General features: G+C 60.6%; 15 protein-coding genes. 14 read left to right on the top strand and 1 reads right to left on the bottom strand.

The genetic code is table 11. The features are described from left to right. Positions 1–52: 52 nt before the first annotated feature. A complete protein-coding gene (locus BLW25_RS18870) occupies positions 53–937 on the bottom strand; it encodes a hypothetical protein (protein ID WP_092902992.1) in 885 nt (294 codons plus the stop codon). A 427-nt stretch (positions 938–1364) separates the two neighbouring features. On the opposite strand from BLW25_RS18870, the gene BLW25_RS18865 reads away from it, so the two are divergent. From BLW25_RS18865 to BLW25_RS18795, 14 genes are all read left to right on the top strand, one after another. Beyond that, entirely contained in the window at positions 1365–2147 is a 783-nt protein-coding gene (locus BLW25_RS18865; protein ID WP_171909645.1) for a tetratricopeptide repeat protein, read from the top strand. A 103-nt stretch (positions 2148–2250) separates the two neighbouring features. Continuing rightward, complete coding sequence (locus tag BLW25_RS18860) at positions 2251–2499, top strand: hypothetical protein (RefSeq protein WP_092902988.1); 249 nt, start codon at positions 2251–2253, stop codon at positions 2497–2499. Further along, on the top strand, positions 2472–3362 hold the full coding sequence (locus BLW25_RS18855) for an SAF domain-containing protein (RefSeq protein ID WP_216279421.1): 891 nt from the start codon (positions 2472–2474) through the stop codon (positions 3360–3362). Before BLW25_RS18860 ends, BLW25_RS18855 begins: the two co-directional genes overlap by 28 nt. Positions 3363–3484: 122 nt before the next feature. Beyond that, positions 3485–4687 carry a CpaE/TadZ family protein gene (locus BLW25_RS18850; RefSeq protein ID WP_171909644.1) on the top strand — a complete coding sequence of 401 codons (1203 nt, stop codon included), beginning with the start codon at positions 3485–3487 and terminating at the stop codon, positions 4685–4687. Beyond that, the gene (locus tag BLW25_RS18845; RefSeq protein ID WP_092902982.1) at positions 4687–6084 is read left to right on the top strand and encodes a TadA family conjugal transfer-associated ATPase; all 1398 of its coding nucleotides are present in this window, start codon (positions 4687–4689) and stop codon (positions 6082–6084) included. Before BLW25_RS18850 ends, BLW25_RS18845 begins: the two co-directional genes overlap by 1 nt. 2 nt (positions 6085–6086) lie before the next feature. Further along, positions 6087–7046, top strand: a complete 960-nt coding sequence (locus tag BLW25_RS18840; RefSeq protein ID WP_092902980.1) for a type II secretion system F family protein — start codon at positions 6087–6089, stop codon at positions 7044–7046. Positions 7047–7077: 31 nt separating this feature from the next. Beyond that, positions 7078–7941 carry a type II secretion system F family protein gene (locus tag BLW25_RS18835; RefSeq protein ID WP_092902978.1) on the top strand — a complete coding sequence of 288 codons (864 nt, stop codon included), beginning with the start codon at positions 7078–7080 and terminating at the stop codon, positions 7939–7941. 135 nt (positions 7942–8076) lie between these two features. Continuing rightward, a complete protein-coding gene (locus BLW25_RS18830) occupies positions 8077–10455 on the top strand; it encodes a response regulator (RefSeq protein ID WP_171909643.1) in 2379 nt (792 codons plus the stop codon). 133 nt (positions 10456–10588) lie between these two features. Continuing rightward, positions 10589–12253: a pilus assembly protein TadG-related protein gene (locus BLW25_RS18825; RefSeq protein ID WP_092902974.1), complete on the top strand. Its 1665-nt coding sequence runs from the start codon at positions 10589–10591 to the stop codon at positions 12251–12253. A 206-nt stretch (positions 12254–12459) separates the two neighbouring features. Further along, complete coding sequence (locus tag BLW25_RS18820; RefSeq protein WP_092902972.1) at positions 12460–13002, top strand: hypothetical protein; 543 nt, start codon at positions 12460–12462, stop codon at positions 13000–13002. 702 nt (positions 13003–13704) lie between these two features. After that, complete coding sequence (locus BLW25_RS18810) at positions 13705–14259, top strand: sigma-70 family RNA polymerase sigma factor (protein WP_092902968.1); 555 nt, start codon at positions 13705–13707, stop codon at positions 14257–14259. After that, positions 14256–14960, top strand: coding sequence for an anti-sigma factor (locus BLW25_RS18805; RefSeq protein WP_171909642.1), 705 nt, complete (start codon positions 14256–14258; stop codon positions 14958–14960). The genes BLW25_RS18810 and BLW25_RS18805 overlap by 4 nt, the downstream gene beginning before the upstream one ends. A 145-nt stretch (positions 14961–15105) precedes the next feature. Further along, complete coding sequence (locus BLW25_RS18800; RefSeq protein WP_092902964.1) at positions 15106–15663, top strand: fasciclin domain-containing protein; 558 nt, start codon at positions 15106–15108, stop codon at positions 15661–15663. A 111-nt stretch (positions 15664–15774) separates the two neighbouring features. Further along, a complete protein-coding gene (locus BLW25_RS18795; protein WP_092902963.1) occupies positions 15775–16536 on the top strand; it encodes a DUF4394 domain-containing protein in 762 nt (253 codons plus the stop codon). The last annotated feature ends 257 nt before the right edge of the window (positions 16537–16793 follow it).

Raw genomic sequence — 16793 nt, 5'->3', positions numbered from 1 at the left:
AACGGGCATGCCTAAACAGGGATGGAGCAAGGACCATATACAGATGCGCCGATCAGCCTTCCGGCGGGGTGTAGATCAGATCACCCAACAATGCCGAAAGAAGATCTGAGCCTGTATCATGCGAGGCGCTGCCATCTGCCGCGTCGGCCAGCAGAGAGACCGGCGCGGGAGATGTATCGCCGGCAAACAGATCGGTCTCAGCGTGGTCCGGATCAAGAATCGCCGCAAGAAGATCCGCAACATAGGGATCTGCCGGTGCATCAGTGCCGACCGTAGCGGGGGCATCTTCTGCAACAGGTTCTTCTGCAACGGTTTCTTCCGGTGCGGTCACCGGCGCAGCAGCTGCCACAGGCGCATGTGCAGGTGCGACATCATCATCATTGCCGCCGCGCAGCATAATGCCGACTGCCGGGAACATAGATGCTCCGAAAATTGCACCGTCCAGCGGCATTCCCGCAAAGAACGTACCGCCGCCGCCGGCGTCTCCGCCCGACGAGGATCCGGCATCCGCGCCCGCCGGTTCACCGCCCCCGACATTAACCTCGACCACGGTCTCACCGTCCCGAAGTGCCTCCGAAGGTTGCGCTGTCTGGGCTTTCTCTTCAACTTCCGCGACAGCGGTCTGCGCAGAAGGATCTGCCGGAACAAAGGGTTCCGGCGCAATCAGCCCGGTCACTTCGACCGCGCCTGCCGATCCGCCATCGCGCAGCCGGCTGTATTCTCCGGCAGGACCAATGACGAAGAAATCCCTGACCATGACCTCCTGCCCGTCCAGGAGTGTCACTTTCAGATCCGCCCCGGATTTCTCGTAGAAGGCGACTCCCGCAACACCGCTTCCGAAGTAAACTTCGGACGGAACCGAGAGCCGGACATCATTCGAAACGCTGCGGGTCGCAGCACCGGACTGGCCGCTTGCCGCCGTAAATATCTCAACCATGGGTATGGCCCTCCGGGGATTTTGTCACTGGCATAGGTCAGTCGGTCGATTCCCGCAATGCCATATAGAACGCAAACCCGACACGCCTCTTACCCCGGTTCGCCTGATAAAAAGGCTGCCGCAAGAAGCGGCAGCCAAGAGACGGAAACAGTAAGGCGGTTCCGCTTCCGGTAGATTCACTGCTTACCAACACCTATGGCCCGGTCATGTACATCCGACCCACTTCAGGCTCCAACACTGCTACCGGCAGTTGATTCTGCCAGATCTCGCTTAGCTTTTACCTGCATGATACAAACCTAAGAACTGATAAAGTAACTTTCGTATATGTCACTCGGTCGGACTTTGCAATATCCATAGACTCGAGGTGATGGACGTTCTGAAATCCGGCGACTAAACCTATAGTGGAATACAACTTATGAGGGCGGACATGTTTTCACGCTTGGCTGCGCTTCCGGTCATCCTGTGTGCATTGCTTGTGCTTTCCGGCTGCAGCCTGCCCGCAGCCATGGAAAAACAACCGGAAGGCGAAACCGAACAGGTTGCCGAGGCGGCCTGGTCCATCGGGGACTATGAGGAAGCCGCCCGCCTGTTCGAGCTCGCCTCTGCCAGAAATCCGAAATCGGTGACCGCCCTGGTCGGGCTTGGAAAGTCTTATACTGCGCTGGCCCAGTACAACCGGGCGCAGAATGCGCTGTTCAGGGCACGCGATCTGAACCGGCGCGCTCCCGAGGTTCACAACCAGCTTGGCAATCTCGCGCTCCAGGAGATGCATCCCAAGACCGCCATCGAGCATTTCGATACAGCTCTGCGGCTCGACCGGACCAATCTCGCGGCTCTCACCGGGAAAGCTGTCTCCCTTGACTACCTGTCCCGCCATGCAGAAGCGCAGGAGGTCTACACGCGCGCGCTGCAAACCTGGCCGACCAACTTCCCCTTGCTGAGCAACTACGCCCTTTCCCAGGTGCTGGGCGGCAATATCGGCGCCGGGATGAAGCTGATGGAAGAACTGCTGCGCGATCCTGCAAATGGCGACACCGTGCGCGCCAATCTGGCCATCGCCTATGCGCTGGACGGGCGCAGTCGCGATGCGAAAGCGATGTTGTCGGGCCTTATGTCGGACGCCGATATCGAGAAGAGCCTGCGCCATTACGCGGCGGCGCGGCAGGACTACCTTGCCGGTAAGCCGATCGGATACATGATCTTTCAGTGAAACAAGAGTTGCGTGACCTTACTTAGTATGTACCGTACAGACGACTGATCGGAATACCGCGCGAAGTGATGTTTGCGTCTTCCGGAAACGTGAGGAGGGCCAGGTGACAAGATCAGTAAGATTTGCGACCGGCCAGAGCGGTGCGATCTCTGTCGACTGGCTGGTGCTGAGCGCCGCAGCATTCGCGCTGGCCGCCGTTGCGGTGGTGCTCGTGAACAGCGGCGTTCTGGATCTGGCATCGGAAAAGCTCGCTCAGATCGTAGATGACGCAGTTGACGAAGTCGGAAATGACATCACAGATATAAACGTTAACTATACCCAGGGTTGCACGAAGCAATGCACGTCAAAATAATCGCACTGATCGCTTCCGGGATCGTCCTGGCGCTCGGCGGGGCATTCGGCACCTTTCATTATACAAGGGCCCTGGAACTCGAGCTCGCCTCGGCACGCAGCAGCTTGCGCGCCTTCGGTGATACTGTTGAGATACCCTTGGCGGCGCGCGACATCGCGCCTGGCACCGTGCTGACTGCGGAAAGCCTTGTTACAGCAAAAATTCCGGTCAGCTATCTGCCGGGCAACATCCTGCAAGGTCTGCCCGCGGTCGCAGAGGGCGAAAGCTTTGTGGCGCTGAGCGCGCTGAAAGCTGGGAACGCGATATTCGATACTGACATTGCGAAAACGGGCACAACGCCGGCAGGGGTGCTGCTGCCGGTTGGAAACGGCAGGATTTTTGCCATTACGCCGCGCAATCTGGCCGATTTCAGCGGCAAGCTTGCAAACGGCACCCGTGTCGACATTGTCTGGACCCAGGATATCGGTGCCGGAAAATCCGAGACCAGACTGATCGCGACCGGTTTGCGCGTCAGAACACCGCCCGCAAACGGGCAGCCTGCCGGGGCCGTGTCAGCGCTTGCTGACAAGCTGTTGCTGGAAGGAGAATTCACGGACGCCATTCGCGGTGTCGTGGCCAATCATCAGAGCGGCTTTATGAGCATCATCCTGTCTGATGGCAGCCGCAGCCTTGACGGTGATTTCGTGGTGTTTGGCCCGACCGACCTTGAGAAACTGCCACTGGCGGTGCGCGCATCCGGCAACCAGGACACAGGCGATTCATCCATACTCGGCAAGATCACCGGCGGGAACTCTTCCCGGGAGCGCTGTCCGACCGCGGTTATCAGAGGCGGTTCCAGATCGATTGCAGAAGTCCCATGCTGAGCAAACTTCGGGCCACACAAGAAACGCGCCTTTGCTCAATCTGCGATGGCGTCGACGCCGTGATGCTTTTTGCAGCCTGGTTTTCGCGCATTCCCCCCGGTGCGGTTCGCACGGATCTGTCCATGTCCGAGGCACTCGACCACCTGCAGCTTCATCGGGAAGACCGCTTCGACGCCGTTGTTCTGGTCCCGAATGCCAGTAAGACGGCGCTGCCGCGGCTCTTGCAGGCACTTGTGGAAGAGGCAGGCCGGCACACGGGCGAAGTAATGGTCCTGCTGCCGCTGAAGTCGCGATTGCAGATCCCGGATGCCGCGCGCAAAGGGGTGAAAGTCCTTTACGGCCCCCCCTTCACCGACGCTGCCCCAGCTGACGGAGAAGACGCCCCCGCTGACGGGACAGCCGGTCCCGGACCAGACAGCGCAGCCGGTCCTGCGCCGGCTTCAGGATTCTGGGGAAGGGTCTTTTCGCGCAAGGGGAAGACCAGGATTTCTGATCCCGCGCCGACCGATATAATAGTGCCGCCACCCGGACGCGATCTGCCTGACGCGCTGAAGACAATCATGGTGCTCCCCGTCTGCGGCGGCGCGGGCGCAACGACAATCGCCGTCAATCTTGCCACTGAACTGGCGCAGGCGCAGCAAGACCGCACTGTCTGCCTGATTGATCTGCATCTGCAATATGGCAATGTCGCAACCTATGCGGGCCTTACGGCGAATACGCGCATTCTTGACGCCTATCGCGGCATCGAGGCGCTCGACTCTGATGCTTTCGACATGTGTCTGCGCAGCACCGCCCCAAACCTGCACATTTTCTCGGACCCTGGAGAGATCCTGCCGGTCGACGGGATCAATGCCGCGCATTTGCGCCGTCTTGTCGGGCTCGCCCGCAATAAGGCGGATCTGGTGATTGTCGATCTGCCGCATCAGCTTCCGGACTGGAGCGGCGCCGCCTTCGATCAGGCCTCGGTCGTCCTGGCCCCTGCCCTGCTCGATGTCCGTTCCGCGCAGAACCTGGCGAAGCTGCAGGATCTTATCCGCTCCGAGGGGCTGCCCGGAGGCAAATTCCGCTGCCTGCTCAACCGCGCGCCGCTGCGGCGGTCCCAGCTGTGGGAAGACTCTCTCGCCCGTTTTGAAAAGGACAATGAGTTCGGCGTGTTCAAAACCTTGCCCGACGGAGGGGATCCGGTTTCCATGGCCTGCAATGCCGGAATTCCTCTGGCCACACATGCGCCAGCGAATGTCTTCAGACTGGCGATCCGCGACCTGGCCGCAGATATCCTTGCCAAGGCAGGGCCACGAGAGCTGTCCACGACGGAGGCTGGCTGATGTTTCGTAAATTTCGCGACAGCAGACTTGCAGAGCAAAACGAGGTTCCCCAGGAAAACCCGCTCAGCCATTTTCAGCCAGAAGCCGCGCTGCCGGCAGAAGTCCCCTCGGCAGAGAACCAGGCCGCACGCCAGCGCCGGCGCAAGCTGACCGAGATCCGGCAGCAGGCCCATCAGCAATTGCTGGAGGTTCTTAACCTTTCCGCTTTGGTGCAGGCCTCGGAGGCCGATATCAAAGCCGAGATTGCCGCGGTTCTGAAAGCGGTCATCCCGTCGCAAAGTGTTGCGGTGAGCCGGTCCGACCGCGACAGCCTGGTCAATGACCTTTATTATGAAGTCATGGGGCTGGGGCCGCTGGAAATCCTGCTCAATGAAGAATCCGTTTCTGATATTCTCATCAATGGACCCGAGCAGGTTTTCATCGAACAGGGCGGGCTTCTTGAACTGACCGATGTGCAATTCCAGGACGAGGCCCATCTGCGCCGCATCCTGCAAAAGATCGTCGGCATGGTCGGGCGCCGGCTGGACGAATCGACCCCTTATGTCGATGCCCGGCTTCAGGATGGCTCACGTCTCAATGCCGTGATTTACCCTATCGCGCTTGATGGCACGCTGGTTTCCATCCGGAAATTCCGCAAAGACAAGCTCAGCCTCGAACAGCTGACCTTTCTGGGCGCGATGAGCGAGAAGATGGCGATCTATCTGCGCGCCGCTGTTGCCTGCCGGCTGAATATCGTGATCTCGGGCGGGACCGGCTCAGGCAAGACGACGCTGATGAATGCGCTTTCTGCCTATATCGGCAAGCGCGAGCGCATCATCACGGTCGAAGATACCGCCGAATTGCAGCTTCAGCAAAAACATGTCGGCCGGATGGAAAGCCGCCCGCCCAATATCGAAGGCAAAGGCGCCGTCACCCAGCGGGACTGTCTGCGCAACGCCCTCAGGATGCGCCCCGACCGGATTATCGTCGGCGAGACCCGCGGCGACGAGGTGATCGATATGCTGCAGGCCATGAATACCGGGCATGACGGTTCGATGACGACAATCCATGCCAATTCGGCGCGCGACGCCACCAGCCGGCTGGAAAACATGGTTGCCATGGCCGGGATCGAGATCCCGCTGGCGGCTTTGCGCCGCCAGGTCGCCAGCGCGGTCAACCTGATCGTGCAGGTCAACCGTCTGCAGGATGGCAGCCGCAAAGTGACCTCGATCACCGAAGTGACGGGCTGCGAAGGTGATGTCCTCACCATGCAGGAACTGTTCTATTTCGAACATAGCGGCGTGACCCCCGATGGCCGTGTCGAAGGGCATTTCGCCGCAACCGGGGTACGCTCGGATTCGTCCGACCGCTTCCGCCGCTGGGGGATCACCCTGCCTCCCGACCTTTACGGGGCGTGACCATGAGCCTTGCTCTCATTTTTTCGCTTTTGGTCGGAGCAGGGCTGGGCCTGATTGTCGTTGCAATTTGCTATAGCCGCGTGCTGCACCGCCGCGCCTTTCTGCAAGCCGTCATCGCGCGCTTTTCAGGCCGGCCAGCGACCGACGGGGATGCGCCCTCCCCGGATCAGGTGACGCTGCGCCGCGACGGGCCGCCATCCTGGTGGCGTCATCTGCTGCCCGGAAAATGGGACGACCTCAATATGGCGGCCTTCACCGCCGAAATGCGGCGTATTGCTCTGGTGCTGACGCTGACCATAACGACACTGGTCATGATTTTGTTCAATGCGCTTCTGGATATTAATATCCTGATCGGCGCGGTGACCGGGCTGCTGCTGTCAGCGATCATATGGTATTTCTGGATGAAGATGCGCAGCACCAGGCGATTGCTCCGCATTGAGGAAGGTGTGCCCGAGGCACTCGATATGATCGTGCGCTCGCTCCGGGTCGGTCTGCCGGTCAGCTCGGCGCTCCATGCCGTCGGGCAGGAGCTGATCGGCCCGCTGGCCGAGGAATTTGGCGAGACCTCGCGCCGGATCAGTTATGGCCAGGAACCGGTGAGCGCTTTGCGTGAAATGGCAGATCGCTGCAGAAACCAGAGCCTGCGGTTTCTGGCCGCCGCGGTGGCCCTGCAATCCTCGACAGGTGGCAATCTGGCCGAAGTGCTTGAACGTCTTTGCGCCATCGCGCGGGGCCGGCAACAGTTGCAGCGCAAGGTACGCTCGATTACCGCCGAAGCAAAATGGTCGGGGCGCTTTCTGTCTTTCTTCCCGATCGGCGCCACGGTGATGCTGCTGGCGATCAACCCTGACTATTTCGCCGAGATCTCTGACAAGCCCTTCTTCATTCCGATGCTCTGCGTCGTCGCCGGCCTGTTGTTCATGAACATGATGTTCATGCGCTGGCTCGTGAAAATCGAATAAGGCGGGGGACTGATATGACAGAGGGCATCGAATGATCGCTATCAGCTCCTGGATCCTGTTGGGATGCTTCATCGGCTGCGCCCTGATGTTCGCAATGGCCCTGCTGATGCTGCAGCGTGCCCCCGCGACCCCTCCTGCGGCACCGGCGAAGTCTGTTCCGGATATGCCCCTTGTCATGTCCGAGGCGGAATCCGACAATTCCGAACTGCGCAGACAGTTGTTCCAGGCAGGCTTTCGTCATCCGAAAGCCATGCGCTGGTTTCTTTACGCCAAGGTCGGTTTCGCGATTGTCGCCCTGATCCTTTCGGTGATCCTGCTGCGTGTGCTGCCGCAGTTGCAGGATCTGGATCCGCTGCCACAACTGGGCTTTCAGCTGATTATGGCGGTGCTGGGCTATTTCATTCCCGTAATGATCGTTGACAGACGACGAAACGCCTGGCTGAAACGGATCGAAATCGCGCTGCCGGATGCCCTGGATTTCATGCTTATCTGTGTCGAGGCAGGGCAATCCACCGATGTCGCGGTTATGCGCGTCGCAGAGGAACTCGCCCCTGTCCATCCGGACCTGTCCGCCGGGCTTGTCAACCTGACCGAAGCACTGGCCGCAGGGGCGGACCGCCATGAAGCCTGGATGAAACTGGTCTATGAGACCGGCAATCAGGATCTGCGACAGCTCGCCAATATCATTCTGCAATCCTCGAACATGGGCACGCCGGTCGCCCAGACCCTGCGCGTGTTCAGCGCAGATCTCCGCGACCAGCGCGTCCGAAAAATTGAAGAACGTGCCAATGTGCTGCCGACCAAGATGACGCTCGGAACGATGATGTTTACCGTACCACCCCTTTTGATCCTGCTGCTTGCCCCGGCCATATACCGGATCGTCTCTTCATTCTGACATGGACTGCGGACCCTGACATAAATGCCAATTTCGACATCGCAAATCAGCCGCCACAAATTCCGCTGGGTCTCCGCACTCTGCCTGGTCCTGACGCCATGTCTTGGGGCCCAGCTTGTATTGGGCGGGCGCCCCATGCTTGCGGTCCCGGATCTGTTGCTGACCAGCGTCATGGTCTGGTCAACCATCGTGCATTTTGTTCTGGCCGGGCTTTTCGCGGGACATGGTCGGGTGATCGGGGTCCCGACGATCCTTGCATCCTTTATCGGCCTGATCCTTTTGCCGGGAATGCCGCTTGTGCCATGGCTCGGTTTCGCCAATGCATCGGCCTATTCCACCGCCGATACCCTCACTGCCATATTCTTCTGGGTTTCCGGCATCGGGGCAGTTCTGATCAGCCGATCGGCCTGGCCGCTGATACCAAGCCGCCTCAGCAGTTTCAGCCTTGCGCTTCGCAACCCGGTGCATCTGACAGCGACAGCGCTGGTTCTGGCCTGCTGCTTCCTGCTGGCCACATCCTTGCGCCCGCTCATCGCCGGCGAACTTCCACGGCTCGCCTCGGTGTCGGGGGCCTTTGTTGACGCGCTTTACGCGCTGACCGCTGCGGCGCTGGCCCTGCAGGGGATGGAGGTTCTGCGCGAAACCGATTCCGACACCCGCCCGGCGCCACTCATGGTGGTGCTGGCTTTTCTGAGCGCCCTTGCCGCGCTTGCCTTTGTCATGGCGCTGCCCGAACTCGCACCTTACGGTCAGGTCGGAGGGGTCGGGACGGTGCTTCTCACCGCAACGCTGGCAAGTGTGGTCCTGTTCCGCCGCCCTGCCCTCTTGCTCTGGGCCGGCATCCTTCTGACGGCGGCAACCCTGGCTTTCAACGCCTCGCAAACGGTTGGAGGCCCGGTTCTGCAATCCGTGTTTCTCGTCCTGCTGATCGCGGTCCTTTTCAGCATCGGCCAGCCAACAGCCGGGGGCAATGATCCCGTGGGCAATGCAGGCCTGCCTCCGGTGGCTGTCACCCGGCAGTTCCACAAGGCGGCCCAGTCCTGGATCGTCCGCGTCAATCTTGACGACCGCACGCTGCGCTTTGCAGGGGGCAGCGGCGAAAGCCTTGGCTATGGGGAACTGGTGCGGTTCGACGAGGCCTTTTCGGGTTCGGATTTCTCGGGCCTGATCGACCTGGTCCAGTTGCTGCGCAGCGACAGCAAGCGACCGGCCCCACCCGTCAGGATCCAGCTGACCCGTGGCGGCAAAGACCCCGAGAAGAACACCTCGCCCCGGCTCATGACATTCGAAGCACATGTGCTGAGCAAATCTCCCCCCGAAGCCTGGCTTGCACTGGTCAGCCAGGAGCGCGAGAAAGATCTCTCCGACCGGCTTGCCCGTTACGAACAGCTGCTCGGGGAGGCGATCCTGCGCGAAGAGCGCCTGCTCTCCATCGCCTCGCATGAATTGCGCACCCCGATCGCCATCCTCTCCATGCTGGGCGAAGAGCTCAAATCCGGCACCGACTGGGAGGATATCGGGGCGGGTTACGAAAGAACCCTGGACCGGATCATCGCAATTCTTGATGATCTTCGGGCGGGCAGTGGTACCGGCGCCGGCCATATCGCCAATACCGGCTTTACCATACGTGAGATGGCGCAGCAGGTTCTCGACATCTTCTCAACGGTTGCGGTCAGCAATGGGATCAATCTGACCTTCACCGCCGGGAAGGACAGCGACACCCTTTTGCAAAGCGATCACAACCGGGTCTTCATCGCATTGTCAAAACTGGCCCATAATGCGATCATCCACTCCCGCGGCCGGGAAGTAATGATCGACGCCTTCGTGACCAGGGGGACCGAAGACGAGCGTATCGTCACCTGGCAGGTTGCGGATGACGGTATCGGGGTTGAACCCGACCGGCGTGAGACGATTTTCGAGCCCTTTGAATCCAGTGCGGACAATCCTGACGAACGGCCCGGTCTCGGGCTTTATACCGCCCGTAAAGCGATCCGCCTGATGGGCGGAGATCTGACCCTTAACGATGACGGCAATGGCAGCCGGTTTGTTCTGACACATCCGGCCCGGATAGCGCGCCAACTGGTACAGCCGGAGCAAAAGGTAATATCGATGAACGACATCACTCCGCTCTACGAGGATCGCAGCGTCCTTCTGGTCGAGGACAACAAGCTGGTCGGCGAAATCACCGTAACCAGATTGCGCAAGCTGTTCAGGCAGGTTGACTGGGCGGAAAGCGGTGATGCCGGGCTGAAGCTGTTCCGCGAAAACAAATACGACATGGTGGTCGTCGACCAGTTGCTGCCCGGCCTGATCGGAAGCGAGCTGGTGCGCGAAATACGGCAGACCGAAAAGACCATGCCGATCATTGGCATCACCGCCTCGACGCTTGGGTCGGAATGCCGCGATCTGGAAGAGGCAGGCGCCAATTATGCGCTTGAGAAGCCTCTCAGCTTCGGCCAGCTCAAAAGCCTCGCCGATGAGTTTTTCGGAGATGTGGCCAGGGCGGGGATATGACCTGACCCCAGGCTGGTCAGCCGATTGCAAAGCCGCAAACGCAGCTTTTTCCAGGAACATGCAAACTTAAGGTTGCATTCTGCAACCTTAAGACTAGTACTCATTCGGGGGCGTAGATTTCTTGGTTTACGCGATGACTACGCTGAAACGGTTTCTCAAAGACGCCTCCGGCGCAATTTCGATTCTTTTTGTCCTTCTGATGCCTCTCCTGATGCTCATCGGTGGGGCTGCGACCGATGTTTCGCTTCTGAACGCGCAGAAAAGGTTTACCCAGTCTCAGGCTGACCTCGCCGCACTCAGTGCGTCGCGCTATCTCCCGGATCCGGTGGCAACCCGCCAGGCCGCGCGGGAGGTTGTTTTGCGCAATGACAAATTCGGGCAGATCACCCTTGCCGATGCCGATATCCGGATCGGACGCTATGATCCGGTCAGCGGCGTCTTTACGCGGGCGCCAAATCAGGCGCGGCCGGAATTTGCCAGCGCGGTTCAGGTTGTTGTGCCCTCACGGTTTCGCCCGTTTCTGTTGTCACCGATCTTAAGCGACGAGAATATCGTCATCAGACGCGCGGCGATCGGGGTGCAGCGCGGGGTCGTCGCTTTCACATTGCGCAACCGGCTCCTGTCTTTGCACACGGACCGTGCAATCCTCGGGCGGGTGCTGGGGCCATTGGGCCTCGGGCTGAATACCGAAGTGCTTGGCTATATGGGCCTCGCCACCACAAAAGTCAGCCTGAACAACCTGCTCGGCCTGATTGCCGGAACCGAGGTCGGGCTTGATGTGTTCAGCTTCAACGATGTTCTCAATCTCCAGGTCGGGCGCCTGGCCCTGCTGAACCATCTGGTGACGCTCGGCGGGCTTGCGAAGATCGACATTAATCCAACCCAGGTCGGGACCGGGCCTTTGACCCTCGGGCAGATCGTAGGGGCGTCTCCGGGCCTGCTGGGCCTGAACGCTGGTGACATCCTTCCTGATATCAAACTGAATGTCTTTGACCTTGTGATGGCAATGGCCGGGCTGGCCGCAGACCCGAAACAGCGGCTGAGTGTCGAGCTGCCGGTCAATCTTGGGAAACTGGTCAATATCTCGGTCTCGCTTGGCCTGATCCGCCCGCCGGTGATCGCCGTTGGCTATGTCGGTGACACACCGCCGCCAAAGGCTTCGGTGGCGCAGGTGGACGCGCGGGTCCTGGCAAATGTGCTCGATTTCGGCGGAACCGGTCTCCTGACGGTCTCGCTGAATGTTGCGGCTGCCACGGCAACGGCAGTGCCGGTCAGTCTGAATTGCAGCGCTCAGGCGCCGTCGGACCAGCTGGCAGTGTTCTCGGTCCAGACTGCGCCTGCGGAACTGGCCCTGCGTGTGGGCCTCCTGGACAGCCGGGCTGGCGTAGACCCGAAGGATATGGAGAGGGTCAGCCTCGGCGGCGGAACGCAGCAGGTGGCAATCCGGCTGAGCGAGCTTGGCAAACCGGTTCCCGTCAGAAATCCGCTGACGCTTTCCGGCCTGCTCAGGGATACTGCCAGCTTCCTTGAGAGCGTCAGAAAGGATCTGCAGGACCAGGTGAACAAGTGCGGCGGGCCGCTTGGCTTCCTGTTGTGTCCTCTGCTCGGGCTGGTCAACCTTACTCTTTCTCTGCTGCTCGGTATTCTCGGCGCTCTTGTGAACAGCCTTGGAGAGTTTCTCGCATTGCTCGGCATCGACGAATTCCTGCAGAGCCTGCTTGATCTGCTGGGAATAGGGGTCGCGCAGGCGGATCTCATTCTCGACAGCTATTCCTGTGGCGCAGCTCTCGCCCGGTAACGCCTGGAGCCGTCCAGCCAGAACGATCCGTTTGACTGCCTGCGCAGCCCTCGCAGGCGGCCCGCCGTTTTGGCTGCACGCCACGACGCCACATTCTTGACGCAATCCGAAAAGAACCCGCCACAAAAAAGACAGATGGCCAAAGGATACATACTTTCGACACAAAAGACTCAAAAGAGCCGGATTATGTCCATAAGGAGAGACCCGTGCTGAGACTGACCAAAAGCCATCAGGCAAGCATTCGCCCCGCAGAGAGCGCGATGATTATGCGCGTTCCTCCGGCTGCGGAGACCGAAACAAATGTGGCTTACAGTCTGAAAACCTCATCGCTGATCGACGCACCGCTCTGCCCCAAGGGTCTGATCCTGATGTGCGGGCAGATGGGCGCCCTCTCACGCGATCTCAGCGACTGGTCGGACCGGATGCGGGCGGTGGTCATGGTGGTTTCCGAGAACGGCATGACACTCGACTGGCTGCGGGAATATGCGCCGAAGCTTGATTTTCTGCTGGTCGATTCCGATTACCTTGGCGACACCGAGAGCACGATTGATTTCTGTATGCAGGTACGCCGGGCGACACCCAGGCTGCCTCTGGTGCTGGTCTCAAGCGAAATCCGGTCCCATGACTTCACCTGCGAGCGGATGATGGCCTGCGATGTAACGCTGAAACCCCCGCTGCTGCATACGGCCCTGACGCTGGGTGTACAGGCGGCGTATCAGAACAACGACTATTACCAGAGATCCCGCTGAACGCCCTGCGCCAGGCGCTCCCCCTTCCATAGGGCGTGTCGGAGGCGGCACCGGGAAAAGCTCACCAAAAAAAGCCCTGCCGCACAGATGTCGGCAGGGCTTTCGGTTTCCTTAGCCGCGACAGTCAGGCGGGGTCTCAGACTGTTGTCACAGCCGCCACATCTGCCGGATAATCTCTTGCTTACCAGCAGGCAAAGGCGAGCGAGGTTCTGGTCGGCGAGACTTCCTTCGCCACAACCCATTGAGCTTGCTTCTGCTCTTTCGCACAAGCCTGCGTTGCAAGCGGCTGGGCCGCAGTCACGAGACGCTCGAACGAAGTCCTGGCAGGCGCTTCAACAGAGATCCTGATCAGGTCAGCGTCCTTTTCAGCAGGCATACTGGATACGCATCCGGAAACAAACATGCACCCGATTATGGCAAGTTTATACTTCACTATGCAGCACCTCTCTGATTACATACTATATGATATATCTATAGTTCTTTATGGTCAATATTGATTGCAATATAGTCCTTTAGGAGATGTCGGCACCAGGCGACTCCATGGCATGATACCGGCCCTGCCGCCGGAGCCGTGCCATCACCCCCCTGCCCCGGTGCACTCCCGAACGGCGGCAAAAAGCCATTTGCGTCTCTGTCAGCCTCCTGGTCCCTTGTACGGGGGCCCGCCCCGGCGCATGATCGGGCGAACCGGCCGGAGGCAAGATGACATCTGACCCTACCCGTGACCACATCTCTGCTCTGATCCTCAGGGTGGCCCTTCGGGACCGGGTTGCGTTCAATATGCTCTACAGCTCAACCTCCGCGAAACTTTTTGGCACCTGCCTTCGTGTCTTGAAAGACAGGGCAGAGGCCGAGGAGGCGGTGCAGGACGTGTTCATCAAGATCTGGCTCAGAGCGGACAGGTTTGCGGTGACCGGGCAAAGCCCGATGTCCTGGCTGATTGCGGTTGCCCGGCATCAGGCCATCGACCGGCTGCGCGCAAGGCGGGAAGCGGCCTCTGCGATCGATGATGTGGCCCTGGAGATCCGTGATCCGGCACCGGGGCCTGAGGCCCGCGCCGTTGCAGCAGGAGCGCGGCGGCAGCTTGACGACTGTCTGGATGAGCTGGAGGCCGGGCGGGCCGATGCCGTGCGGTCGGCCTATCTGGAGGGCGACAGCTATGCCGATCTGGCCGCCCGCCATGATGTGCCGCTGAACACGATGCGAACCTGGCTGAGACGCAGCCTTATGCGGCTGAAGGAGTGTCTGCAGAGATGAGCGACACCGATATGGACAAGGATTTCACCGAAGGCGGCGACGAGCTTCTGGCCGCCGAATTCGTGCTGGGCGGCCTGCCCGTTGCGCTGCAGGCAGAGCTTGCCCGCCGGGTCGAAACCGATACGGGGTTTGCCCGGCTTGTCGCCGAATGGGAGGAGCGACTGTCTCCGATGGCCGAAGGGTTCGTCCCGGCCGACCTGCCGCCAGCCGTGAAACGCGCCCTGGATCTGCGGCTTTTCGGAAACGTGCCGGCCCGGCGCGGGATCTGGTCAAGTCTTGCGCTCTGGCGCGGGCTCGCGGGGGCGGCGACCGTGGCTTTTCTTGCCGCGGTGACCCTGCCGGCCCTGTCCCCCCCGGCGGCAACCGACCGGCTTGCCGCGTCTCTGACCGCCGAGGGCAGCAGCGTGACCTATCTGGTGCTTTATGATGCGGCCACGGGCAGTGTCAGCCTGGCCCATATGACCGGCGACCCGGTCGAAGGGCGCGATTTCCAGCTCTGGATTGCGCGCGGCGCCGAAGCGCCCGTCTCGCTTGGCGTGATCCCGGCGGGTGTGTCGACACGGGTCGGGACCACCGACCAGATCCGCGCATTGATGACCACGGCCGCGCATATGGCAATCAGCCTGGAGCCGCCCGGCGGCTCTCCCACCGGGCAGCCGACAGGGCCTGTTCTCGCTGTGGGCGACCTTCTCGACATCTGATACCGGTGGTCTGAGCGTGACAGATTTCGGCGCGGCTCTAAGGCTTTATAAAAAAATCGCACCGGTCTGAAACTTTCTGCAACCCGCATCCGTGACTTCCTGTGTCCCCCGATCAACGGGATCGACATTTCCGGGAGGAAGTCAGATGAAGACCCTTACCAAAGCAGTCATCGCCGGATGCTTCGCACTGGCAACAGCCGGGGCGGCACTGGCCCAGGACAATCCGAAAGTCGGCGGCGCTGCGATGTTCGCCGATAAAAACATCGTCGAGAACGCCATGAACTCGGCGGATCACACCACGCTGGTCGCCGCTGTGACGGCAGCCGGCCTTGGCGAGACGCTGCAGGGCAAAGGGCCCTTCACCGTCTTCGCCCCCACCAATGCCGCTTTCGAGGCACTGCCAGCGGGAACCGTCGAGACCCTGCTGAAACCCGAGAACAAAGAGATGCTGGTCAAGGTGCTGACCTGCCATGTCGTCGGTGCCAAGGCACTGGCAGCCGATGTGCAGAAGATGGTGGCCGATGATGGCGGCAAGCATGTGATCGAGACGCTCGGAGGGTGCAAAATCACCGCCGAAGCCAAAGATGGCATGGTTACCCTGACCGATGAAACCGGCGGCGTAGCCAATGTCACCATCGCCGACGTGATCCAGTCCAATGGCGTGATCCACGTCATCGACAAGGTTCTGCTGCCGAAGGGCTGATCCCTCCGGCACAGACCGGGCCATGTTTCGCGCGGTCTCTCCCTCCCGCACGGACATGGCCCGTTATCGCCGGGATGACCGGCAAACCCCAACCAAAGAAGGAACTTTCCGATGAATGCGATCAAATCGGTCACTGCGGGCCTCTTGCTCTCTGCCCTCGCCGCGCCGGCCATGGCTGCCTCAGTTGTCGGCCTTTCGGGTGAAAACGAGTTGCACTGGCTCGACACCGAAAGCTGGACCCGCACCGGCGGCGTAACTGTGACCGGCGTCGAGGGACGCCTGCTCGGCATCGATATACGCCCGGCGGATGGCATGCTGTACGGGGTCTTTGCCGATGGCACCCTCGCCACCATTGACCCTAAAACCGGCGTGGCGACAAAGGTCAGCACGCTGGCCACCAGGCTGGCAGATGGCGTCGCGGCCACCGTCGATTTCAACCCGGTTGCCGATAAATTGCGGGTGATGGGCAGCGATGGCACCAGCCTGCGCGTGACGGTCGAGACCGGCGAAGTGGTGACCGATGGCAGCCACGCTTACGCCGATGGCACCGCACCGAACATCATCGCCGGGGCCTATACCAATTCCTACAAGGGCGCCGAGAAAACCCAGCTCTTCAATATCGACGGGGCTGCCGGCTGGCTGGTGCTTCAGGATCCGCCAAATGACGGCACACTGAACCCGGTGGGCGAGATCGGCGTGAAGCCGGCCGAGGCAGGGTTCGACATCGCCTCGGATGGCAAGGGTGGCAATGCGGCCTGGCTGGTCGTCGAGGGGGGCTTCCATTCGGTCAACCTGGAAACCGGCGCCACCACTGAGGCAGGCCGCATCGATGGCGCGAATGTCCGTGACATCGCCATCCTGCCCGGGATGTAAGTAACCAGTGCAGGAGTTCAGTTCTGTATGAGTGACGCGGCCCGAAGCTTAAGGCTTTCGGGCCGCTTGTGTTTTCCCGGGTCTCCCCCGTACGGGCTCTGCCCGTACCGGACACCAGCCCCCCGGAAATTCCGCAGTGACGCCTTTCCAGAGCCAACCGGCAGAACCGCGACGCCCGTCACAGCGCGCTCCCGCATATGGGGATGGCCAGGCGTCACAAAAAAGGGCCGCATCAGATGCGGCCCAGGTCTCGGGAT

It is taken from the genome of Rhodobacter sp. 24-YEA-8 (assembly GCF_900105075.1).
Classification (GTDB): domain Bacteria; phylum Pseudomonadota; class Alphaproteobacteria; order Rhodobacterales; family Rhodobacteraceae; genus Pseudogemmobacter.
The sequence above is the reverse complement of the archived record's forward strand: the minus strand, read 5'-3'. Positions and strand labels throughout refer to the sequence as shown.

Bases quoted from the DNA above. Each gene is read 5' to 3' on its own strand.
- BLW25_RS18810 (WP_092902968.1), top strand. From the start codon at position 13,705: ATGACATCTGACCCTACCCGTGACCACATCTCTGCTCTGATCCTCAGG.
- BLW25_RS18800 (WP_092902964.1), top strand. From the start codon at position 15,106: ATGAAGACCCTTACCAAAGCAGTCATCGCCGGATGCTTCGCACTGGCA.
- BLW25_RS18840 (WP_092902980.1), top strand. From the start codon at position 6,087: ATGAGCCTTGCTCTCATTTTTTCGCTTTTGGTCGGAGCAGGGCTGGGC.
- BLW25_RS18870 (WP_092902992.1), bottom strand. From the start codon at position 937: ATGGTTGAGATATTTACGGCGGCAAGCGGCCAGTCCGGTGCTGCGACC.
- BLW25_RS18830 (WP_171909643.1), top strand. From the start codon at position 8,077: ATGCTTGCGGTCCCGGATCTGTTGCTGACCAGCGTCATGGTCTGGTCA.
- BLW25_RS18805 (WP_171909642.1), top strand. From the start codon at position 14,256: ATGAGCGACACCGATATGGACAAGGATTTCACCGAAGGCGGCGACGAG.
- BLW25_RS18845 (WP_092902982.1), top strand. From the start codon at position 4,687: ATGTTTCGTAAATTTCGCGACAGCAGACTTGCAGAGCAAAACGAGGTT.
- BLW25_RS18835 (WP_092902978.1), top strand. From the start codon at position 7,078: ATGATCGCTATCAGCTCCTGGATCCTGTTGGGATGCTTCATCGGCTGC.
- BLW25_RS18795 (WP_092902963.1), top strand. From the start codon at position 15,775: ATGAATGCGATCAAATCGGTCACTGCGGGCCTCTTGCTCTCTGCCCTC.
- BLW25_RS18825 (WP_092902974.1), top strand. From the start codon at position 10,589: ATGACTACGCTGAAACGGTTTCTCAAAGACGCCTCCGGCGCAATTTCG.
- BLW25_RS18850 (WP_171909644.1), top strand. From the start codon at position 3,485: ATGTCCGAGGCACTCGACCACCTGCAGCTTCATCGGGAAGACCGCTTC.
- BLW25_RS18865 (WP_171909645.1), top strand. From the start codon at position 1,365: ATGTTTTCACGCTTGGCTGCGCTTCCGGTCATCCTGTGTGCATTGCTT.